Genomic DNA, 20,809 nt, shown 5'->3' with positions numbered 1-20,809 from the left:
ACTCCCTCGCGTGACACGTCGCGGGCTGGTTGGCAAGATGGCCTCCGCGGTCGGCAAGGTGCGGTAACAGGGAGGAAGCGCTCGTGAGCAGCAGGCCATCCCGAGGCGCTGCTCGCCTCGCAGCCATACTCGACGCACTGCCCGACGCGTTGGTGCTGGTCAACGCGAACGGCACCGTCGTCAACGCCAACACCATCGCCCTGGAGGCCTTCGAGGCACCGGGGACGGCCCTGGTGGGGCGCGGACTGCTCGACCTGCTGCCCGAGTTCGACTCGAAGCTGATCCCCGGCTCCATGCGGGCCCCCGACCACGTCGACCCGCAGGCCAGGACCAAGCCGACCCGGATGACGGCCCGCCGCACCGACGGCAGCGAGTTCCCCGTCGAGGTCACCAGCGCCAATCTGGAGAACCCCCAGCAGGCGTACGACGGTTACGGCTCGGGTTACTCCCCGGGCGGCGACGAACTGCTGATGCTCGTCGTGCGCGACCTCTCCGGCACCGTCGACACCGAGGCCGAACTCGCGCGCTCCCAGCGGCAGACCGAGATGATCCTGCGTGCCGCGTCCGAGGGCGTCATCGGCACGGACACCGACGGACGGATCGTCCTCGTCAATCCGGCCGCCGCCCAGATACTCGGTTACCGCGCCAGCGACCTCGGCGGGCGCGAGCTGCACACCCTGATCCTGTCGACCCGTTCCGACGGTTCCCCCTTCCCGTACGCCGAGTCGCCGCTCGCCGACACCCTGCGCTCCGGGCGCAAGCACCGGGTGCGCGGGCAGGTGCTCTGGTCCAAGAGCGGCGACAAGGTGCCCGTCGACCTGACGACCGCGCCGGTCCGCGACGGTGACCAACTCGTCGGCGCCGTCATGACGTTCGCCGACCGGCGGCCGTACGACGCGCTCGCCGAGGAGAAGGAGACCGAGGCCGAGCGGCACGAGGCGGAACTCGAACGTCTCTCGGAGGAGCGGGCGTCCGAGCTGACCGCCCTGCGCCAGCAGCACGTCCGGGAGATCGAGGAGCTGACCGAGCGGCACGAGGAGGAACTCGCCGCCAACGAGGAGCGCTACGCGGCCCTCGGCGAGCGCGAGAAGGACCGGTACGAGGCGCTGTCGGCCCGGCACGAGCAGCTTCTGACCCTGCTGGGGCGTTCGCTGCGCGGGCCGCTGGACGAGCTGCGCCGCGACCTGTCCGCCCTCGCGGCGGACGACGCCGGGCAGTTGTGGCCGGAGGCCAACCAGGTGCTGCACCACCTGTCGGCCGGCTACTCCCGCATCACCACCCTCATCGACAACGTCCTCGGCTTCCAGCAGCTCGACGTCGCGGGCCCGGCCGGCATCACGCGGACGAAGTCCATGCTCGACGCGGTCGTCGCCGCGGGCGTCGAGGGCGCGGTGGACCTGATCGGCCCCGGCCGCGTGCAGTTCGCCGTGCACGCGCCGCCCATCGAGGCCGAGGTCGACCCGCAGTTGCTCGCGACGGCCATCGCGCACCTCGTCGCGGACGTGGCCGGCGTGGACGCCACCGGCAACACCCCCGTCTCCACGGGCGGTTACCTCGACAACACGGTCGTCGTGGCCGCCGCGCAGCGCGGCGAGGTCGTGCGCATCGAGGTGCGCGGCCCGTACGCCGGGGGCGACCCGGTGCACGAGCCCGTCGTACGCGGCATCGTGCGCGCGCACGGCGGCGTGCTCCAGACGCACGAGGTGCCGGGCATGAGCGGCAGCGCGTACGTGCTCGAAGTACCGATCGGCAGCGGCGCGGGGGCGGTCGCGGCCCCGCCGCAGATGTCGCTGGAGGCCGGCCCCGGGGACACCGGCACCGGTCAGCACGGCCAGCACGGCCAGACGCAGGGCGGACGGCGGCGGGCGCGGCGGTCCTCCGTGGACGCCTTCCTGGACGGTGACGCCGAGGGCGACGGCGGTGACGACGGCGGTGAGTCCGCCGCCGGTACGGCCGCCGCCCCGACCGGACGGCGCCGACGGCGCGCGGCGGAGGAGTCCGCGCAGCCCGCGATCGAGGCACCCGCCGCGTCCAGCGGCACGGGCAGGCGGCGCGGCCGGGCGGCCGACGGCGCCGACGCCGCCCTCCCGCAGGGCAACGCGCTTCCCCCCGGCAACGCCCTCGGCCGGGGCACCGGCGAGGCCGCCGGCGGCGGCATCGTCACCGCCCGCGAACAGGCCGCGGGCGCCGCGGCGTCGGGCAACAACCTGGGCGGCACGGTTCCGCCGCGGGGCGTGCCCGAGCAGGGCGGCGGACGGCAGGGCGGCAACCCGAACGGGGGCGGCGAGCGGCACGCGCTGCCCGCGGCCCTCCCGGCGGCGACCGGCACGGACGCCCCCGCCCAGGGCGGCCCGTACGCGCTGGGCAGCGGATCCGGGGCGGCGGAGGGCACCGGTACCGGTGCCGCCGACTCCGGTGGCCAGTCGACCGGGCGCAGGCGGCGCGCGCTCGCCGCGGCGCAGGAGCGGGCGGCGGCCCAGGAGGCCGGTCCGCGTACCGTCTTCGCCCTTCCGCCCGCCGAGGCGGACCGGCCGGCGGACGAGGACAACGGCGTCGGCGGCGGAGTCGCCGGGCAGGGTGCCGCCGGTCCCGGTGTCGCCGGTGCCGGTGTCGCGGGGCAGTACCCCGGGCAGCAGCAGTACCAGGTTCCCGCGCAGGGGCAGGCTCCCGGCCAGGGCCAGGCACCCGTCCAGGCGCAGGGTCTCGCGCGGGTCCGGACGCAGCAGCCGGCGCAGGCTCCGGGGGCCGGGCAGCAGGCGCAGGCCGCGCCGCGGTCCGCCCCGCCGGTTCCCGGTGAGGTGCCGGGGGCGTTCCCGGCGGCCGGTGTGCCCGGCGCGATGCCCGCCGGTGACGACGGGCGGCACGACCCGGCCGCCTATGGCCAGGACGACGACCGCACCCCGCCCCAGCCCCACCCGGCGAGCGGCCCCACCGGGCGCCGGCGCCGTGCTGTCGCCGCCCCGGCGGACGCCGCCGGTACGGCGGTGCCCCCGCAGACCGGGCAGGTTCCGCGGCAGAACCCCGAGCAGGGCGTGCCGCAGGGCCTGCCGGGCGGTCCGCCGAACCCGCAGGCCGCGCAGAGCGGTTCGCAGATCCCGCGGGTCCCGTCGGTGCCGCAGGCTTCCGTACCCCCGCAGGGCGTGCGGCCCCCGCAGGGGCCCGGCGGTCCGGCCGCACCGCACTGGCCCCAGCCCGCCGAGGGCACCCGCGCGGGCAACGCGCAGCGCCAGACCCCGCCGACGGCCGGACAGAACGCCCTCCGCCCGGCGGCACCCGGGGCCGGCGTGCCCGGTGCCGCGCCCGCCGCCGAGCAGGGCGCCACCTCGGGCCGGCCGCTGCCGATGGAGAGCCCCGCCGCCCCGCACGGCGCCAACGGCACGGCGAACGGCGGCGGTTCGGCGACCGCGGGCCCCGTCGCGCCGAACCCGGCGCACGACCCGGGCGCGACGCAGGGGCGGGCCGCGCAGCCGTTGCCCGCCGAGGCGTCGATGCCGGTCGACCCCAACTCCACGCAGGGGCGCGCCATAAGCGTGCGCACCCTCGGCCAGGGCGTCCCGTTCAGCAGGCAGGCCGCACAGGTCCAGCAGCCGACGGCCACCCCGCCGCCGCACCAGCCGGGCGGCGCCGGACGCCGGCGCAAGCTCGGCACCCCGCCCGACCCGAACGCCCGTCCCGACCAGGCACCCGCGCAGCCCTCCCTGTCGGGACAGGTGCCGCGCATGGTCCAACTGCCGGACGGGGCGGGGCGGTCGTACGCCATAGGGGCTCCGGACGAGAACGCCGACGAGGGGCCCGAGCCGCTCGACGGTCCCGGCGGTGCCGTCGAGGTGGCCGACCCGCCGCGCCCGCAGCCGATGGACGACGAACTCCCGCCCGAGCCGCTGGACAACCCGCGCCGGCTGCTGGTGTGGCCCGCGCCCGACGTGACCACGCAGCAGGCGCTGAGCGACCGCGGCTACCGTCCCGTCGTCGTGCACTCGCGCGAAGAGGTCGACGCGCAGATCGCCGCGTTCCCCGCGGCCCTGTTCGTCGACCCGCTGACCGGGCCCATCACGCGCACCGCGCTCCAGTCGCTGCGCCAGGCCGCGGTCGCGGCCGAGGTCCCGGTCCTGGTGACGGCGGGCCTCGGGCAGGCGACACGGGAAGCGGCGTACGGCGCCGACCCTGCCGTCCTGCTGAAGGCACTCGCGCCGCGCGACAGCGAGCAGCACCCGCCGCGCGTCCTGCTCGTCGAGGAGCACGCCGAGATCGCGCTGGCGCTGACCGCGACGCTGGAGCGGCGCGGCATGCAGGTGGCGCGGGCGGCGAGCGACGCGGACGCGGTGACGCTGGCGGCCCAACTGCGCCCGAACCTGGTCGTGATGGACCTGATGCAGGTGCACCGGCGGCAGACCGGCATCGTCGACTGGCTGCGCGCCAACGGGCAGTTGAACCGCACGCCGCTGGTCGTCTACACCGCCGCCGTCGACCAGGCCGACCTGCCGCGCCTCGCGTCGGGCGAGACGGTGCTGTTCCTGGCGGAGCGGTCCACCAGCGGCGAGGTGCAGGACCGGATCGTGGACCTGCTGGCACGTATCGGTACCAACTAGGCCGGTGTGAGGGGCACTTGACGGTTCCCGTCGGTACCCCTCCCGCCGCGCCCGGTCACAGTCGCGTGACGTCCAGGTCCCCGGCCGCGTACTGGCGGCGCAGCACCTTCTTGTCGAACTTGCCGACGCTCGTCTTCGGCACCGCGGTGACGATCGTCCAGCGTTCCGGGAGCTGCCACTTGGCGACGCCGCCCTCGTCGGCGAGGAAGGCGCGCAGCGAGGCGAAGTCGGCGGTGGCGCCCTCGCGCAGGACGACCGTGGCGAGCGGGCGTTCGCCCCACTTCTCGTCGGGCACGGCGACGACGGCCGCCTCCGCGACGTCCGGGTGCGCCATCAGCGCGTTCTCCAGGTCGACGGAGGAGATCCACTCGCCGCCCGACTTGATGACGTCCTTCGCGCGGTCCGTGAGGGTGAGGTATCCGTCGGCGCTGATGGTGCCGACGTCGCCGGTCTTGAGCCAGCCGTCCTCGCTGAACTTGTCGACGGGGCGCAGGGGTTCGGCGTCCGGGCCGTTGTAGTAGGCGCCCGCGATCCACGGTCCGCGCACCTCCAGCTCACCGGCCGACTCGCCGTCCCAGGGCAGGCGTTCACCGCCGGGCCCGGTGAGACGCGCCTCCACACCGGCCGGGAACCGGCCCTGCGTGATGCGGTACGCGAACTCCTCGTCGGTGCCGATCGCGTGGGCCGGCGGCCGGGCGACCGTGCCGAGGGGCGAGGTCTCGGTCATGCCCCAGGCGTGGCAGACGCGCACGCCGAGCTTGTCGAAGTCCTCCATCATCGAGGGCGGACAGGCGGAACCGCCGATGGTGACCTGCGCGAGGCTGGAGATGTCCCGCGGGCGGGCGGTCAGTTCGGCCAGCAGGCCCTGCCAGATGGTGGGGACGGCGGCGGCGTGCGTGGGGCGCACCCGCTCGATCATCTCGGCGAGCGGCACCGGCTGGAGGAACCGGTCCGGCATGAGGAGGTTGATGCCGGTCATGAAGCTGGCGTGCGGCAATCCCCAGGCGTTGACGTGGAATTGGGGCACCACGACCAGGGAGGTGTCCCGGTCGGTGAGCCCCATGGACTCGGTCGCGTTGGCCTGGAGCGAGTGCAGGTAGATCGAACGGTGGCTGAAGACAACGCCCTTGGGGTCGCCGGTGGTGCCGGAGGTGTAGCACATGGCGGCGGCCCGGCGTTCGTCCAGCTCGGGCCAGTCGTACGTGGTGGGCCGGTCCGCGATCAGCTCCTCGTAGTCGTGCACGCGCACGGCGGAGCCGTCGAGGGCGGACCGGTCGCCCGGCCCGGACACGACGACGTGCTCGACCGTCGTCAGGTGCGGCAGCAGCGGTGCGAGCAGCGGGAGCAGCGAGCCGTTGACGATGATCACGCGGTCGGCGGCATGGTTGACGATCCAGGTGAGCTGGGCGGCGGGCAGCCGCAGGTTGAGGGTGTGCAGCACCGCGCCCATGGAGGGGATCGCGAAGTACGCCTCGACGTGCTCGGCGTTGTTCCACATCAGGGTCGCCACACGGTCGTCGTCGCGGACGCCGAGTTCGTCACGCAGCGCGTTCGCGAGGCGCACCGCGCGGGCACCGGTCTCGGCGAAGGTGCGCACCTGCGGTTCGTCCTCGCCGGTCCAGGTGGTGATCCGGGACCGCCCGTGCACCAGCGTCCCGTGGACGAGAAGGCGGGTGACGGTCAGCGGTACGTCCTGCATGGTGCTCAGCACGGCGTCCTCCCGGGGCGGGCGGCATTGCCCGCGCGGTAGTGGCGGTAGTAACGGCTGTGCCGATTCTGCGCACATACCGCACGGTACGTCACTAGCGAGAACGATCGATCATGCGGCACCGGCGGAGGTGGGGGCGGTGACCGGGGCGCCGGCGAGGGCGGTGACCGGGTCGGCCCGGGGCCCCTGGGCGGGGCGGCCGGTCAGCGGGCCAGGACCAGCTCGGGGTCCTCGCGGAGCTTGCCGAGCGCGCGGGAGACCGCCGACTTGACCGTGCCCACCGAGACCCCGAGCACCTCGGCGGTCTGGGCCTCGCTCAGGTCCTCGTAGTACCGCAGGACGACCATGGCCCGCTGCCGGGCGGGAAGCTTCACTATCGCCCGCCACATCGCGTCGTGCAGGGCCTGCCGTTCCGCCGGGTCCTCCTGGCCGGACTGGCCGGGACGGCCGGGGGCGGCCTCGAGTTCGGGCAACTCGTCGCAGGCGAACTCGTCGACCTTCCGCTTGCGCCACTGGGACGTCCGCGTGTTCACCAGGGCCCGGCGGACGTAGCCGTCGACCGCGCGCGGGTCCTCGATCCGCTCCCAGGCGACGTACGTCTTGGCGAGCGCGGTCTGCAGCAGGTCCTCGGCGTCGCTCGGGTTGGCGGTGAGCGAACGGGCGGTCCGCAGCAGCGCGGGCTGGCGGGCACGCATGTAGGCGGCGAACGTGGGGTGGACGACGGTGTGCGGGGTCCGCGGCGCGGCGTTCGAGGCGCTGGTGCAGACGGGTGTGGTCATGACTCCACGCTAGGAGCGGCGGGGGTGGTGGCGGATCGGCCGCAGGTGCCTAAGCAGGATCCGCCTCAGGTTGTAGGGGTGGGGCGGGCCCCACCTCCTGGAGGTGGAGGAGCGGTCCGGGCGGTGTGCGGGTTGTCCCGGGGGCGGTGAACCGGAATCCCCCCGCGAACGCCTCTGCGCGGCGGTGCCCAGGGCACCGCCGCGCAGGGATGGCCGTCAGGGTCGGCCGGAACCGGAGGCAGGCCGTCCCGGCCCGGCGCGGGTCACCAGAGGTTCACGAAATGGACGGCCACGTTCTCGTTCCCCTGGTTGATGGACGTGAAGGCCGAGCCGTCGACCTGGGCGGTGTTGCTCTGGTTGGAGGCGCCCGCCCCCACCGCCTGCTGCTGTGTCGTCGAGGAGTTCCCGGAGTTGTCGTGCCCGACTCCGCTGCCGCTGACGGTCGCCACTCCCGCGTTCGATCCGCTGTCCGCTACGGCGCCGTTGTCCGCCGCCGCGACGCCGGCGAAGAGGGCCACCGCGAGCGGGAGGGCCGAGACGGCGGCGATGACGCGGGCGGTACGGATGCTTGCCATGTTGTTCCTCCAGAACGGTACGCACCCGGCTTCGGTGCCGACGGTGCGTGAAATGCGGCTGACTACGGCTGTTACCAAGGCAGTTGGCCGACCGCCCCGGTGCTGGTCTCGACGTCGCACATCCAGAGTCACCCACCGGAACCCCGGCGAACCAGGCCTGAAGGTGTTATTCGCCCTCAAGCGTGAGGACAAGTCGATAAACCCCCATCCCGCCCTTAAACCCATCCAGGAGCGCCCCCGGCCACCCGTCGCCGGGCGGTGCAAGAGGGGAAGCGTTCCGCCACTTTTGCGGCCCGCCCGCCTCCCTCGGCGCGTCGGTCCCCGGTCCCGGTCGCCCCCTCTTCCTTTTTTCGAACGTACGTACGAACATGAAGTCATGGCCACCTTCGACCGGCAGGCCACGACGCTGGCCCTCGCCCACGCCCTGTCAGCCGCCGAACGCGGACTGGCCGTCATCCCGCTGTCCCGGATGAAACTCCCGGCCCTCGCCTCCCCGCACCGCACCGACGACACCCCCGACCCCGCCCCGGCCCCGTGCCACGGCGAGTGCGGCCGCCTCGGCCACGGCGTGTACGACGCGAGCACCGACCCGGTCCGCATCCGCGCGATGTTCGCCGCGGCACCCCACGCCACCGGCTACGGCATCGCGTGCGGGCTGCCTCCGCACCACCTGATCGGCGTGGACCTGGACACCAAGTCGGGCACCGACTCCTCGGCCGCGCTGCGCGAACTGGCCCTGCGCCACCTGTTCACCCTCCCCGAGACGATCGTCGTCCTGACGCCCAGCGGAGGCCGGCACCTGTGGCTGAGCGGCCCGCCCCACGTGGTCGTCCCCAACTCCGCCGGCCGCCTCGCCCCCGGCATCGACATCAGGGGCGCGGGCGGCTACCTGGTGGGCCCCGGCTCCCGCACCGTGCACGGCGTCTACGGCATCGCCCCGGGCACGGCCCACCTGCCCCCGGCCCCGTGCCCGCAGGCGCTGCTGACCCTGCTCCTCCCGCCGCCGCGCCGCACACGGGCCCCGCGCCCGGTGGGAGGGCACGGCGACGGCCTGGTGCAGTTCGTGCTGGCGGCACACGAGGGCCAGCGCAACACCCGCCTCTTCTGGGCGGCCTGCCGCGCCTACGAGGACGGCATCGGCCCCGACCTCGCCCCGGCCCTGGCGACGGCGGCGGTGACGACGGGCCTGACGGACCAGGAGGCCCGCGCCACGATCGCCTCGGCGGCCCGCATGACGGGCCACCGCCCGTGAGCGCCGGGCCGGACCCCCCGGCCGGAAACCCGCGGGATGGACTTCCCGTCTCCAACAACCGCCCTGTTGACCGGCGTTGAACAGCGCTGTCGTACACTCCGCCGACCAATGGGTGATCGTGACTCGGTACACCGATCCCCCAACCCACTCCAGGGAACAGGGGATCTCATGCGCGCGTCCGCCCTGATCACCGCCGTCGGTACGCTGACCCTGTCGGCACTGGTCGCACCCACCGCCCAGGCGACCGTGAGCGGCAGTGGCGACATCAGGATCCTGAACGCGACGGTCAATGGCGGCAAGGACGTCGTCATCGGTACCACGACGAAGACGATCGCCGTCACGGTGACGGCGACCGCTCCGTCCAACATCAAGAACGTCTCATTGGTGCTCTTTCACGGAACCCACCTGAACACCGACGAGTACGACGGGGTCCTGAACCCGACCTCCAACCAGGCCGCCTGCCGGGCGGTCAGCGACGCGACCTCCACGTGCAGGCTCACCATCAGCGGAAACCCCACCTTGCTGAAGAACGCGACGGCGGGGACGTGGAAGGCCTACATCTCCGTCGTGGCGAAGAACGGCGACTGGACGTCCACCGACCCCTACTCCAGCCTCCGGATCCAGCGAAAGTCCCTTCTGACGGTCAACGCGTCACCGGAGCCGGTCGCCAGGGGCAGGACGATCACCGTCGCCGGCAAGCTGAGCCGCGCGAGCTGGTGGGACGACCTGGCCTACCACGGTTATGCCGACCAGCCGGTGAAGCTCCAGTTCCGCAAGGCCGGCACAACCACCTACACCACGGTGAAGACGATCCGCAGCAGTTCCACCGGCACCCTGAGAACCACCGTCAAGGCGGCCGCGGACGGTTACTGGCGCTACTGGTTCCCCGGCACGAAGACCACAGCCGCGACCACGGTCGCCGGTGACTACGTCGACGTCCACTGACGACACGGCACCCCGCATCCCTATTAGCGGGAATTGCCGAGTTCGGTCCGCCAGTTGCGGCGCCCAGTGAGGACGAGGATGACGATGATGTAGATGACCGCCTTCACGGGGTGCTCATTGACTGGCGGAATAAGGGTCAGCGTGATGTCGTAGAACATCCGATACCTCTCAACGGTCTTCGGAGACGGGTCCCTGTCGACTTTGGTAGGGAGGCAGGGCCCGTCCTGACCTTTCAAGGATCTCGGTTCGACTTCGCTGAGTCATGGGCTCCGACAGCACAAATACTCAGCGCGTCAACCTCATCACTCTGAGAATTCCAGGCGATTGCGACACTTGCTCCATAACACCCACGATTGAGCGCACGGGGCGAGACCGCCGGTACGCAGAGTAATAATCGCGCCAACCGGCTTGGCCAAGCTACTTGGCACCGCGAGGCTCACTCCGCGTCAGCTTCCGCAAGGTCTCTCTGCTCCACCCGGAGATTCGAGCGACATGCGATTGCCGAACACCGACGGTGATCGCGTCCCTGATGGACGACTGGAGCGCTTCGGTTGCCGCGTCCAGTCGACGCAGAGCATCCCGCCGTCGGTCGACGTCAGTACGCACCTTGTGCTCCATAACGCTCTGCAAGGTGAAAATCGCGTGCCGGGCGCTGCTCCCCTGGACCCGCACCAGAATGCGCAACTCGTGGGCACCGGAGGCGACCAGAGAGCCGACGGTTCGGTCATAGAGACTCAGGTATCGATCCAACGCCTGTACCGCGGCCTCAGCCGCCGTACGACCGTAGAACCAGCTGGGCGTGATTCCTTGCCCGTACCAGTCCTCTGCCCCGCGTCGTTGCACTTCGACGGCGAACGCCGTCCGCTGCGGCTGTGAGCCCTCCACGCTCCCCCTCAACAACCATCGAGCCCCGGCATCCTTCACGGCCGGGGCAAGGGTGCTTCAACTCTGCCCAGTCCGGCCGGCTATGGACATCCTCACGGCCGGGCTGATCGTCTACGAGTCCCGATCGACCAGTAGGTAGTTGAGGGTGAGGGCAGACCAGGTGGACGAGCCGGTGTCCTGTCCGGAGTGCGGCCACGTACTGGCGTGGGCCGGGATGGTGCTCGTGGGACGCGAGGGCGGTGGGCGTGCGTGCCGGGCGCTGTCGAAGTGTGCCCGGGGGCACGTCTGGTGGCAGTGGGCGGACGAGCCGGATGCGGTCTTGGAAGTCTGCCCGGTACCGGAGCTCTTCCGGCGCGCGTGAGCGTCGCGGACGCCGACACGGACCGACCGCGCGTGCCCGGGGTCGGGTCCCTTCCGTGCCCGGTCGGGCGGGACAGCGCAGGCACGACGGTTTCGGCGGGCCGCCGGCAAGGCAACGACCCCCGACCGTCAAGCCTGGTCGGGGGCCATTCACCTGCGGTGGGTGTGGGATTTGAACCCACGGTGACATCGCTGCCACGACGGTTTTCAAGACCGTTCCCTTAGGCCGCTCGGGCAACCCACCCTGCCCCGGCCCACCAGGGCCGGAGCGGGTACAGCGTACCGGCCCCCCGGGGTGTGCGGGGTTCCTGGTCCGGGCGGGGCGTCGGGGGTGGCCGGTGGGCCGGCGGGCGGTGGGGTCTCCGCGCGCGGAGGATCGTCGGGGCCGGATCAACGGGGCTGTCGCTGCGCCGACTTGATGATGCCGGGTCCGCGGCGGATCGTGGGGGCGGGCCGTTCGGCCCGATCGATTCCGACAACTCCCGAGGCAGGCACATGAGTTCCGCGCAATCAGTCCTTCGCGTCAAGGCGTTCGACCACCTCGTCCTCGTCGTCGCCGACGTCGAGCGCGCCCTGGAGTTCTACACCGGGCTGCTCGGCCTGGCGCCGGTTCGCGTCGCCGAGTGGCGGGAGGGGGCCGTGCCGTTCCCGTCCGTGCGGGTCACCCCGGAGACCGTCGTCGACCTGGTCGCGGGGGAGCGGGACGGGTCGAACGTCGACCACATCTGCCTCACCGTGGAGCCGCTGGACTGGGACGCTTTCGTCGCGGCCGGGGACTTCACCGTGCTCGAAGGGCCGGTCGACCGCTTCGGCGCCCGCGGCACCGCCACCTCGGTCTACGTGCGGGACCCGGACGGCAACACCGTCGAGCTGCGCTGGTATCCGCAGGACCTCGCCGGGGACGGCTCCCCCGCTGCGGGATGAGCCGCACACGGGGACGGAGCCCGTGCCCGGCCGGCGCCCTCTCCGGGGCCGGTCGCGCACGGGCTCCGTCCCGTTGGCCGCGCTCGGTCAGCTGTCGCCCTCGCGCGAGCCCAGGGTCAGGTCGACCGTGTGCTCCTGGCCGTCCCGCTTGTACGTGATCTTCACCTTGTCGCCCGGCTGGTGCGTCCAGATCTCGCCGATCAGGGTCGGGCCGCTGTCGATGACGTGGTTGTCGAGCTTGGTGATGACGTCGCCCGACTTGAGGCCCGCCGCGGCCGCCGGGCCGCCCGCCTCGACGGCCGCGGAGCCGCCCGCGCCCTGGTCGGTGATCTTCGCGCCGGCCGTGCTGTCCTCCAGCGAGACGGACGCGCCGATCTTCGCGTAGACCGGCTTGCCGGTCTTGATCAGCTGCTGGGCGACGTACTTCGCCTGGTTGATCGGGATGGCGAAGCCCAGGCCGATCGAGCCGGACTGGGTGGTGCCGCCCGCGCTGGAGTCGCTGGTCGACTGGATCGCGGAGTTGATGCCGATGACCGCGCCCTGCGCGTCGATGAGCGGGCCGCCGGAGTTGCCCGGGTTGATCGAGGCGTCCGTCTGGAGCGCGCTCATGTAGGACGCGTTGCTGCCGGTGCCGTCGCTGGAGGCGACCGGGCGGTCCTTGGCGCTGATGATGCCGGTGGTCACCGTGTTCGACAGGCCGAAGGGGGCGCCGATGGCGATCGTCTCGTCGCCGACGGCCACCTTGTCGGAGTCGCCCAGGGTGAGGGGCTTGAGGTTCGACGGGGCGTTCTTCAGCTTGATGACCGCGACGTCGTAGCCCTCGGCGCGGCCGACGATCTCCGCGTCGTACTTCTTGCCGTTCGGGAAGGTCGCGGTGAGCTTGCCGCCGTCCGCCGCGTCGGCCACCACGTGGTTGTTGGTGATGATGTGGCCCTGCGTGTCGAAGACGAACCCGGTGCCGGTGCCGCCCTCGCCGTTGGTGCCCTCGGACTCGATCGTGACCGTGCTCGGCAGCGCCTTCGCGGACACCCCGGCGACCGAGCCGGCGTCCCGCTTGAACGATCCTCCGCTCTGGGAGGTCGAGACCGTCGTCGAGCCGCTGGAGCCGTCGTTGTCCTTGGCGAGCGTGTAGCCGATGCCGCCGCCGATGCCTCCCGCGACCAGCGCGGCGACCAGGATGCCCGCGACCAGTCCGCCGCGGCGTCCGGCCGGCTTCGGGGCGGGCTGGAGCGGCTCGGGCGAACCCCAGCCGGAGCCCCAGCCGCCGGCACCGCCGGTCGCACCCGTGCCGTCGGCACCGGCGGCGTTGTTCGTCGCGTACGCGGGCGTGGCCGGCGCCGGGGGCGGCCAGGCGCCCGGGTCGCCGGCGGGCGCACCCGGCACCGTCCCGTCGGCCGGGGCGCCGGTGGCCGCATGGGCCCGCGCGGGCGCGTCGTACGGGCCCGGGGCGGGCGTGCCGTACGCGGGAGGCTGCTGGGGCGCGGCCGGGGCGCCCGCGGGCGCGGCGTGGGCCGGGTGGTGCGGCGGGGTGTTCCCGGCAGGCGCGGGGGACTGCGGGGAGGCGCCGGGAGATGCCACTGGCACAGGGGGCGCAGACGGGGCCGGGGGTACCGGGGTGCCCTCGTTCTCGGTGCTCACAGCTCTTCTCCTCGCTCCACGGCTGTTGTGTCTGGGACCGCGCCGGGTCCCCGCCCGCTCACGCTTGGCGAAGGTCCGGCGCGCATCAGCTGTGCATGTGCATCTCTGTACGTATGCCGTCAGCTTTTCCCACGGGACGTCAGAGCGCCATAAGCGGCCGCTGTGGGTCCGCGGCCATTATTTACATACAAATCTGAGACTGGTATTTACTTACGCCCCCGGGACCGCCCGGGGCACTGCCGTCCCGGACTCCCCACGCGTACCCCGTCGTGGTGGCACCATGACGCGGTGACCCACGCACGGCAGCCCCACACTCGAGTCGTCGCCCACCGCGGAGCCTCCGAAGACGCTCCCGAGCACACCCTGGCGGCCTACCGGAAAGCCGTCGAGGACGGGGCGGACGCCCTGGAGTGCGACGTACGCCTGACCGCCGACGGCCACCTGGTGTGTGTGCACGACCGGCGCGTGAACCGCACGTCCAACGGGCGCGGGGCGGTCTCCGCCCTGGAACTCGCCGACCTCGCGGCGCTGGACTTCGGCGCCTGGCGCTCGCGGCAGTCCTGGCGCTCGCGCGACGAGGAACCGGAGTGGGAGTACCGGCCGGAGGACCCCGCGGACACCTCGGTGCTCACCCTGGAGCGGCTGCTGGAACTCGTCGCCGACGCGGGCCGCCGGGTGGAACTCGCCATCGAGACCAAACACCCGACCCGCTGGGCCGGACAGGTGGAGGAGCGCCTGCTGGTGCTCCTGAAGCGCTTCGGCCTGGACGCGCCGGCCGCCCCCGAGGAGTCGCCCGTACGGGTCATGAGCTTCTCGGCGCGCTCGCTGCACCGGGTGCGCGCGGTGTCGCCGACGCTGCCGACGGTCTACCTGATGCAGTTCGTGTCCCCCCGGCTGCGCGACGGGCGGCTGCCCGCGGGCGTGCGGATCGCGGGCCCGTCGCTGCGGATCGTGCGCAGCCACCCGTCGTACGTGGAGCGGCTGAAACAGGCCGGTCACCAGGTGCACGTGTGGACCGTGAACGAGCCGGAGGACGTCGATCTCTGCGTGGGCCTCGGCGTCGACGCCATCATCACGAACCGCCCCGCCGACGTGCTGCGTCGCCTGGGGCGCTGACCGGGAACGGGCGCCCGCTCCGACCGCGGCGGCGGCCCGTACGCGCGCGTGCGCCGATTCCGCGCCGCATTCCGCGCAGCCCCTCTTGACTCCGCGGGCCGACCGGCGCATCCTCCGAGGCCGGTCGACAGTCGAGAATCAGCCACACGGCGACGGGGTGTGGCCCGGCGCGTCCGGAGCGTGGTCGGTTTCCGCGAGTGCGTCCCGTGAAGGCCGACCTGCCGGTTTCCGGTACAGGCCAATGGGGCATTGACACCGTGGCGTGGGGCGAAGGAGGTCTCGGGGGTGGCGTTTTTGGTGGCACAGCAGGTGCCCACGTCGTCGAGCATGACCGTTCCCCATGGTCCTGCGGGCGTGGGGCGAGCAAGGCACCGCATGCGCGATCAGCTGCGCAGCGGCGGTGTGACGGAATCGGTCATCGACGATGCCGTACTGATCCTTTCGGAGCTGTTGAGCAACGCGTGCAAGCACGGCCGCCCGCTGGGGGACGCGCTCGCGGGGGACGGCGACGTCCGGGCCGCGTGGCGCGTCGACGGCGGCGGCAGACTCGTCGTCGAGGTGACGGACGGCGGCGGCCCGACCCGCCCCGCACCGGCCAGCCCCTCGGTCAGCGCGCACGGCGGACGCGGGCTCAGCATCATCACCGCCCTGGCCGAGGACTGGGGGGTCCGCGACGACGCCCGGGGCGAGGTCACGGTGTGGGTGGTCGTCCACGACGACGTGCACGATCCGGACGCCCGCTGCCGCCGCGAGGACTTCACCGCGCGCGTCACGGCACCGGCCGTTCCCGCACTGCGCGGTCTCGACGGCTTCGACGGGCTGGACGGCTTCGGCGGTCCGGCCGGACGCGGCTGACCCGGGGAGCGGAACCGGCCCGGCGGGCGGTCGCCCGCGGCGGCCCCACCGGTCCGCCGTCGCTCGCGGCACGGCGGCCGGACGGCCCTGCTGCCGGGCGGCTGTCAACAGGCGCCCCGCGGAAGGCGGTTCGGGCCGACCCGGGCAGCGGACGCGGGTGGCCGGAAGACCGCCCCGGCGACAGCATCGCGGTCGGACAGGGGTTCGTACGGCGGCCCGGCCGTCCCGGCCCGGCGGCGGTGGCCGTCCTCGTGACCGTCACCGTTGTCCACAGGCTCCCGTGGTTCCCGGCGCGAGCGGCTAGGCTCCGGCCCGTACGAGACAAGCCGTAACCGGGAGACACGCAGATGGCCAAGAAGCGACCCCAGACGAAGGCCAAGCGCCCCCAGACCGCGGGCGGCGACGACGGCGCCGTCGCGGTCGTCGGCGCCCGGGAGCCCTGCCCCTGCGGCAGTGGCCGCCGCTACAAGGCCTGTCACGGCCGGGCCGCCGCGCACGCCGCGACCGAGCTGGTGCAGCGCCCGTTCGAGGGTCTGGCCGGCGAGGGCGACTGGGTCGCGCTGCGCGAGCTGGTGCCCGCGGCGACGGTCGAACTGACGCTGAAGGACGGGCTGCCCGAGGGCGTCCCCTCCGTCACCCTCGCCACCGTGCTGCCGATGGCCTGGCCCGCGCTGCGCCGCGAGGACGGTTCGGTGCTGCTGGGCCTCCAGAACGACACCGCGTCCGGCGACATCAGCCGCGACCTCGCCGACACCCTGCTGCGCGCGCTGGAGAACCCGGCCGGTTCACCGGTGCAGGGCCGTCGCGCCCCCGCCGACGGACCGCGGCTCCAGGACCTGCTGGACCCCGACGCGGCGTTCGAGCCCGTGGTGCACGCGGGCTTCGAGTTCTGGGTGCCGGACGCGGAGAACGTGTCCGCCGAGGTCAGCGCCTCCCTGGAGCGGGCCAACGCCGCCGCCATCCCGACCGTGAAGCTCCCGGGCGTCGACGGCGCCTACTGGTGCGAGACGCCGGAGAAGAACCACCTGCGCTGGGTCATGCCGTACGAGGAGGAGCGTCTTCTGGACGCTCTGGCGCGGCTGCACGCGGCGGGCACTTCCGGACTCGGCGAGGGCACCCGGCTCGTGGGGTCCTTCCGGGCCCACGGGCTCACCGTCCCGGTGTGGGACCTGCCCAGCGGGACCGGTGCGCAGGACGTGGAGAAGCCGGCCGCCGAGTTCGCCGAGCGGCTGACCGCGGCCCTGGCCGAGCAGGCGCCGCTCACCCCGGACGAGCGCCGCGCGCGCGGCGGTCTCACCAACCGGCAGGTCACTCTCAGCTGACGCGCCCGGGGCGGGTCCGCGGGACTCCCGCGGACCTCTTCCGGACGTGCTGCGGAGGTGGTCCCACGGCGGGTTCCGGGAGGTCGGCGGCCCTGTCCGGGGGCCCACCGGCTCCGGCCGCCGGGGCTCTCGCGGATTCGCAAAGTCGGTGTCCAGAAAGCCGACTTCGAATTTGCTAACCGCCGATCTCTTGTTACCGTTCGAGTAGCCCGGTTGCTGGTGCATCCCCCGTCGCCAGCAGCCGGGTCTTTTCATGCGCGGGTTTCCTCACGCAGCGCGATCGGTCGTCAACTACCGGTTCCCGCAGGGGAGTTGGCTTCCGCGCCGGCGTCCTCGCCGGCCCCCGCACCGCTCCCGGAGCGCAGCAGCAACGGGCCCGTCTCCCCCGCCGCGAACTCGGCCACGGCGGTGTAGTCGGCCGGCCTGCCGCGGTGCGGCTCACGGGGTGTCTCGCACATCGCCGGCTCGTCCCCGGCACCCGCCGCGCACCGCATCCGTACGGTGCGGTCGCCCGGTCCCATGAGGGTGAGCGCGGCGTCCAGCGGAGCGCCGGTGGTGTTGCGGTAGTAGGCGCGCCCCCAGGTGTCCTCCCCCTGGGTCAGCACGCAGGTCTGCGCCTCGACCCCCTCGGGCGAGGCGACCTCGGGACCGCAGCGCGCCGCGGTGGCGAGTCCGAGCCCCAGCGCGAGCGGTGAGCGCCCGGCGGACGGCGCCCGGTCGTCGACGGGCCCGGAGTCGGCGGGGGCGGGGCCGGAGGAGCGGGGAACGGAGTAGCGGGAGTCGCCGGGGGCGGGGGCCGCGGCGCCGGGGCGTGCGGCGCCGCCCTCCCGGCCGTTCCCCTCGCCGTGCGCGGCGGAACCGCCGGCCGGACGGGACCCGCCGTCGCCGACGGGTCCGGCGGAGGCCATGGCGAGCGGCAGCGCGAGCGCGCACACCACCGCCCCGGTGAGGGCCAGCAGTCGGAGACGTCCTGAGTCCGGGGCGTCCGGGGATCGCCCCCCGGAGGGAAGGTGCATGGAACGGAACATAACGATGCCGGGCGGGCGCCCGGCCCGGCGCGCGCCCGACACCCCTACAACTCGGGCGTGCTCACACCCGTACGAGTGAGGACCTCGACCACGGTGGCCGTCACGGCCTCGACGTCCGGCAGCCACGGCGAGGCGGAGCCGGGCAGTGGCGCGCGGGCCCAGTCGATCCGGCCGCGGGCCGTGCCGGACGGCGGGAGGGCGAGGTAGCCGCCGTCGCCGTGGAAGCGCAGGGAGTGCGGCACGCAGTCCTGGGCGTAGAGCAGCTCGCCGAGCTGTTCCAGGGAGTAGGGGCGCACCAGCAGCGCCCAGCGGTCGGGGGTGGCGACGACGGGGCCGACGCGGATGTCACGCCGGTCGAGTGCTTCGAGGGCGCGGGCCGCCGCGAGGGGCGGCAGGCTGACCGCGCAGGGGGCGCCGCCGCCGGTGGCGAGGACGATCGGCGCGTCGGGCCGGTTGCCCCACCACCAGCGCACCATGCGCGCGTCGGTGGTGGCCGCGAGCAGGCCCGGGTCGAAGGGGTGTGCGCCGGGCACCGTGCACTCCGGGTCGGGGCAGCCGCAGCGGCCGTTCCCCCGGGGATCGGGTGCCACACCCGGGAGTACGGGCCAGCGCCATTCGGTCGCGAAGGTCAGGGCGGCACCGAGCATCTCGGACCTCCCCTCGTTCCGCCGGGACAGGAGCATGCGTCGCCTTCCGAGGATCTCGCGCATGAGCGCTCGTTCCTTTCCGTTGCACGCCTGGCAACACCGTGGACTCACACCATGTGTCGATCTCTTCGCTGTGCGTACCTGTTGGCGCATCACACCCCTGTCGCGGACAGGGGGAACCCCATGGGCCGTACGGGCCGTGCGTGGGCGGCGTCCGCGTCCGTGCCGCGTCGAGCGTTACGAGCACGAGCGTGGGCGTGGCGCGGGGTGGCGGAGTCTGGCGTTTTACGGTCCCGCGTGGTTCTCTCCGCCTCCGCCACGGGAGGATGGGGCACGGCCGTCAAAGATGAGGACGCCCGGGTCAGTCGCCAGGTTCCGGGAGGTCCCCGACACCCCTGGCCTTCACCGGGTAGGTACCCACAACGACCGCTGTGACGCTCCGTCGAGCCCGCCCAGTCGACCGCAACAGGTCGCCACCTACGTCAGTTTCAAGCCAACTTGGCCATTCCGCAAGAGAATCGGCGAAACCGCACCACAGGCTCCTGGACACCAGGAATCCCACCAGGACAATGCTGGACATCTCCTCACGAGTGCGTGTACATGTGGAGACACTGCTAGCGGCGCAGAATGACATGGGGGTTTGCGATGCTTTTCAGCAGTACGCACCGGCCGGAAAGCCGGACACCATGAACGCCCCGCATCCTTCGAAAGTGGCCGGAATCGATTCCACCGTTCCGGCGCCCGCACACACTGTCGCGCCCGTGGCCACGCCTCCGGCGCCCCCGGCGTCCGCGCCGGTCACCGCGCCGCCCGGCGCCGCCCCCGTGCCCTCCCCGCCCGGTGCCCTCATCCAGGACCGGCTGGCCGGCTGGGTCTCGGACCTCACCACCCTCCACGAACTCACCGAACGCCTGGCCCGCACCGCCTGCCTCGACGACGCCCTGCGGGAGGTGCTGGACGCGGGCGCGTGCCTGGTCGGCGCGCGGCGCGGCCTGGTCGTCCTGGAGCCCGCCGACGGGCTCGGCCCGGACACGACCGTCGGCCTCGGGCTGAACCGCGGCGACCTCGGGCACCTGGAGACCGTGCCGCGCGCCTCCGCGTCGTGCGGGCGGCTGCTGGACGGGGCGCCGGACGCGGACCGGGAGCTGGTCCGCGCCGACCTGCTCGCCGAGGACGGTCTCGCCGCCCCGCACCGCGACACGGCCCTGCGGCTCGGCTTCGGCGCCGGGTACGCGCTCGCGCTCTGCCCCGGTTCCGGCGAGCGGCTCGGCGCCGTGGAGTGGCTGTACGACGAGCCCGCCGAACCCGACGCGCGCCGCCGCCACCTGGCCCGGCTGTACACCGGGTACGCGGCCGAGCACCTGGCCCGGCTGCTGGAGACCGAGCGCACGCGTGCCCGCATGGCGACCCTCGCCGAGGAGCTGCTGCCCGCGCGGCTGCCCAGGGTGGCCGGGGTGCGACTCGCCGCACGGCACCGCACGGGACCGCGCGGCGGCGGCGACTGGTACGACGCGCTGCCCCTGCCGGACGCCGCGCTCGGGCTCGCCGTCGGGTCGGTGACCGGGTCGGGGCCGGGTGCGACGGCCGCCATGGGGCGGCTGCGCGCCTCCCTGCGCGCGTACGCCGTGATGGAGGGCGAGGACCCGGTCGCCGTGCTGTCCGACCTCGAACTGCTGATGCGGCTGACCGAACCCGCCAGGTCCGCCACGGCCCTGTTCGCGTTCTGCGAGCCCGCGTCCCGCAAGGTGACGCTCGCGGGCGCCGGGCACTGTCCGCCGCTGCTGGTGGGCGAGCGGCGCACGGAGTTCGTCGAGACCACCGTGTCCGCGCCGCTCGGCATGCTGTCGTGCTGGGAGGCGCCGGGCGTCGAGCTGGAGGCCGAGCCGGGCGAGACCCTGCTGCTGTACACCGACGGGCTGCTGCGCCGCACCGGGGACGCCACCGACCGCGCGTTCGCGCGCCTGCACGCCGCCGCCGCGGGCGTGCCGAGGGCGGCCCGCACCGACCCGGGCGCGGTCGCCGACCACGTGCTGCGCTGCGTGCTGCCCGAGGGGCTCGACGACGCGGAGAGCGACGAGGACGTGGTGCTGCTCGCGGTGCGGTTCGACTGAGCGCGGCGGCCCCCGGAAGGGTCCCGTTCTCCGAACACCCGCGGCGCACAAGGCCGTTGGGACCGAGCGGGGCGA

At 73.6% G+C, this 20,809-nt stretch carries 15 protein-coding genes and 1 tRNA gene; 8 read left to right on the top strand and 8 right to left on the bottom strand.

Translation table 11 applies throughout. The features are described from left to right. Nucleotides 1-83 precede the first annotated feature (83 nt). The gene (locus tag ACFZA0_RS11125; RefSeq protein WP_391014211.1) at nucleotides 84-4,589 is read left to right on the top strand and encodes a PAS domain-containing protein; all 4,506 of its coding nucleotides are present in this window, start codon (nucleotides 84-86) and stop codon (nucleotides 4,587-4,589) included. A gap of 55 nt (nucleotides 4,590-4,644) precedes the next feature. Here the strand turns inward: ACFZA0_RS11125 and ACFZA0_RS11120 are convergent, their stop codons facing one another. The 3 genes from ACFZA0_RS11120 to ACFZA0_RS11110 form a co-directional block, all read right to left on the bottom strand. Next, nucleotides 4,645-6,288 (bottom strand): long-chain-fatty-acid--CoA ligase, encoded by a 1,644-nt coding sequence (locus ACFZA0_RS11120; protein WP_391014431.1) that lies wholly within the window; start codon nucleotides 6,286-6,288, stop codon nucleotides 4,645-4,647. Between the two features lie 212 nt (nucleotides 6,289-6,500). Beyond that, complete coding sequence (locus ACFZA0_RS11115) at nucleotides 6,501-7,076, bottom strand: SigE family RNA polymerase sigma factor (RefSeq protein ID WP_391014209.1); 576 nt, start codon at nucleotides 7,074-7,076, stop codon at nucleotides 6,501-6,503. Between the two features lie 263 nt (nucleotides 7,077-7,339). Next, the gene (locus ACFZA0_RS11110) at nucleotides 7,340-7,651 is read right to left on the bottom strand and encodes a hypothetical protein (RefSeq protein WP_391014207.1); all 312 of its coding nucleotides are present in this window, start codon (nucleotides 7,649-7,651) and stop codon (nucleotides 7,340-7,342) included. Nucleotides 7,652-8,027: 376 nt separating this feature from the next. Between ACFZA0_RS11110 and ACFZA0_RS11105 the strand changes: the two genes are divergently transcribed. Together ACFZA0_RS11105 and ACFZA0_RS11100 are read left to right on the top strand one after the other, a co-directional pair. After that, complete coding sequence (locus ACFZA0_RS11105; protein ID WP_391014205.1) at nucleotides 8,028-8,903, top strand: bifunctional DNA primase/polymerase; 876 nt, start codon at nucleotides 8,028-8,030, stop codon at nucleotides 8,901-8,903. Between the two features lie 168 nt (nucleotides 8,904-9,071). Next, the gene (locus ACFZA0_RS11100; protein ID WP_391014203.1) at nucleotides 9,072-9,848 is read left to right on the top strand and encodes a DUF5707 domain-containing protein; all 777 of its coding nucleotides are present in this window, start codon (nucleotides 9,072-9,074) and stop codon (nucleotides 9,846-9,848) included. Between the two features lie 23 nt (nucleotides 9,849-9,871). Here ACFZA0_RS11100 and ACFZA0_RS11095 read toward each other — a convergent pair whose 3' ends face one another. Together ACFZA0_RS11095 and ACFZA0_RS11090 are read right to left on the bottom strand one after the other, a co-directional pair. Beyond that, the gene (locus ACFZA0_RS11095) at nucleotides 9,872-10,006 is read right to left on the bottom strand and encodes a hypothetical protein (protein WP_391014201.1); all 135 of its coding nucleotides are present in this window, start codon (nucleotides 10,004-10,006) and stop codon (nucleotides 9,872-9,874) included. Nucleotides 10,007-11,250: 1,244 nt separating this feature from the next. Then, nucleotides 11,251-11,337: transfer RNA gene (locus tag ACFZA0_RS11090), tRNA-Ser, on the bottom strand. Between the two features lie 251 nt (nucleotides 11,338-11,588). Between ACFZA0_RS11090 and ACFZA0_RS11085 the strand changes: the two genes are divergently transcribed. Beyond that, on the top strand, nucleotides 11,589-12,017 hold the full coding sequence (locus ACFZA0_RS11085; RefSeq protein WP_391014199.1) for a VOC family protein: 429 nt from the start codon (nucleotides 11,589-11,591) through the stop codon (nucleotides 12,015-12,017). 87 nt (nucleotides 12,018-12,104) lie between these two features. On the opposite strand, the gene ACFZA0_RS11080 is transcribed toward ACFZA0_RS11085, so the two are convergent. Then, nucleotides 12,105-13,655 carry a trypsin-like peptidase domain-containing protein gene (locus tag ACFZA0_RS11080; protein WP_391014198.1) on the bottom strand — a complete coding sequence of 517 codons (1,551 nt, stop codon included), beginning with the start codon at nucleotides 13,653-13,655 and terminating at the stop codon, nucleotides 12,105-12,107. Nucleotides 13,656-13,943: 288 nt separating this feature from the next. Here ACFZA0_RS11080 and ACFZA0_RS11075 point away from each other — a divergent pair, with 288 nt between their 5' ends. The 3 genes from ACFZA0_RS11075 to ACFZA0_RS11065 all read left to right on the top strand — a co-directional run bounded on the left by ACFZA0_RS11075 (nucleotide 13,944) and on the right by ACFZA0_RS11065 (nucleotide 16,948). Then, nucleotides 13,944-14,771 (top strand): glycerophosphodiester phosphodiesterase family protein, encoded by an 828-nt coding sequence (locus tag ACFZA0_RS11075; protein WP_391014196.1) that lies wholly within the window; start codon nucleotides 13,944-13,946, stop codon nucleotides 14,769-14,771. A gap of 285 nt (nucleotides 14,772-15,056) precedes the next feature. Then, entirely contained in the window at nucleotides 15,057-15,626 is a 570-nt protein-coding gene (locus ACFZA0_RS11070; protein ID WP_391014194.1) for an ATP-binding protein, read from the top strand. 347 nt (nucleotides 15,627-15,973) lie between these two features. Then, a complete protein-coding gene (locus ACFZA0_RS11065; RefSeq protein ID WP_391014192.1) occupies nucleotides 15,974-16,948 on the top strand; it encodes a DUF5926 family protein in 975 nt (324 codons plus the stop codon). 287 nt (nucleotides 16,949-17,235) lie between these two features. On the opposite strand, the gene ACFZA0_RS11060 is transcribed toward ACFZA0_RS11065, so the two are convergent. After that, complete coding sequence (locus tag ACFZA0_RS11060; protein ID WP_391014191.1) at nucleotides 17,236-17,964, bottom strand: hypothetical protein; 729 nt, start codon at nucleotides 17,962-17,964, stop codon at nucleotides 17,236-17,238. Nucleotides 17,965-18,020: 56 nt separating this feature from the next. Continuing rightward, a complete protein-coding gene (locus ACFZA0_RS11055) occupies nucleotides 18,021-18,686 on the bottom strand; it encodes a bifunctional DNA primase/polymerase (RefSeq protein WP_391014189.1) in 666 nt (221 codons plus the stop codon). 506 nt (nucleotides 18,687-19,192) lie between these two features. On the opposite strand from ACFZA0_RS11055, the gene ACFZA0_RS11050 reads away from it, so the two are divergent. Next, a complete protein-coding gene (locus tag ACFZA0_RS11050) occupies nucleotides 19,193-20,734 on the top strand; it encodes a SpoIIE family protein phosphatase (RefSeq protein ID WP_391014187.1) in 1,542 nt (513 codons plus the stop codon). Nucleotides 20,735-20,809 lie beyond the last annotated feature (75 nt).

The sequence above is a fragment of the Streptomyces sp. NPDC008150 genome, assembly GCF_042956945.1.
GTDB lineage: Bacteria > Actinomycetota > Actinomycetes > Streptomycetales > Streptomycetaceae > Streptomyces.
The sequence above is the reverse complement of the archived record's forward strand: the minus strand, read 5'-3'. Positions and strand labels throughout refer to the sequence as shown.

Bases quoted from the DNA above. Each gene is read 5' to 3' on its own strand.
- ACFZA0_RS11050 (WP_391014187.1), top strand. From the start codon at position 19,193: ATGCTGGACATCTCCTCACGAGTGCGTGTACATGTGGAGACACTGCTA.
- ACFZA0_RS11095 (WP_391014201.1), bottom strand. From the start codon at position 10,006: ATGTTCTACGACATCACGCTGACCCTTATTCCGCCAGTCAATGAGCAC.
- ACFZA0_RS11120 (WP_391014431.1), bottom strand. From the start codon at position 6,288: ATGCAGGACGTACCGCTGACCGTCACCCGCCTTCTCGTCCACGGGACG.
- ACFZA0_RS11055 (WP_391014189.1), bottom strand. From the start codon at position 18,686: ATGCGCGAGATCCTCGGAAGGCGACGCATGCTCCTGTCCCGGCGGAAC.
- ACFZA0_RS11065 (WP_391014192.1), top strand. From the start codon at position 15,974: ATGGCCAAGAAGCGACCCCAGACGAAGGCCAAGCGCCCCCAGACCGCG.
- ACFZA0_RS11110 (WP_391014207.1), bottom strand. From the start codon at position 7,651: ATGGCAAGCATCCGTACCGCCCGCGTCATCGCCGCCGTCTCGGCCCTC.
- ACFZA0_RS11105 (WP_391014205.1), top strand. From the start codon at position 8,028: ATGGCCACCTTCGACCGGCAGGCCACGACGCTGGCCCTCGCCCACGCC.
- ACFZA0_RS11085 (WP_391014199.1), top strand. From the start codon at position 11,589: ATGAGTTCCGCGCAATCAGTCCTTCGCGTCAAGGCGTTCGACCACCTC.
- ACFZA0_RS11060 (WP_391014191.1), bottom strand. From the start codon at position 17,964: ATGCACCTTCCCTCCGGGGGGCGATCCCCGGACGCCCCGGACTCAGGA.
- ACFZA0_RS11115 (WP_391014209.1), bottom strand. From the start codon at position 7,076: ATGACCACACCCGTCTGCACCAGCGCCTCGAACGCCGCGCCGCGGACC.
- ACFZA0_RS11100 (WP_391014203.1), top strand. From the start codon at position 9,072: ATGCGCGCGTCCGCCCTGATCACCGCCGTCGGTACGCTGACCCTGTCG.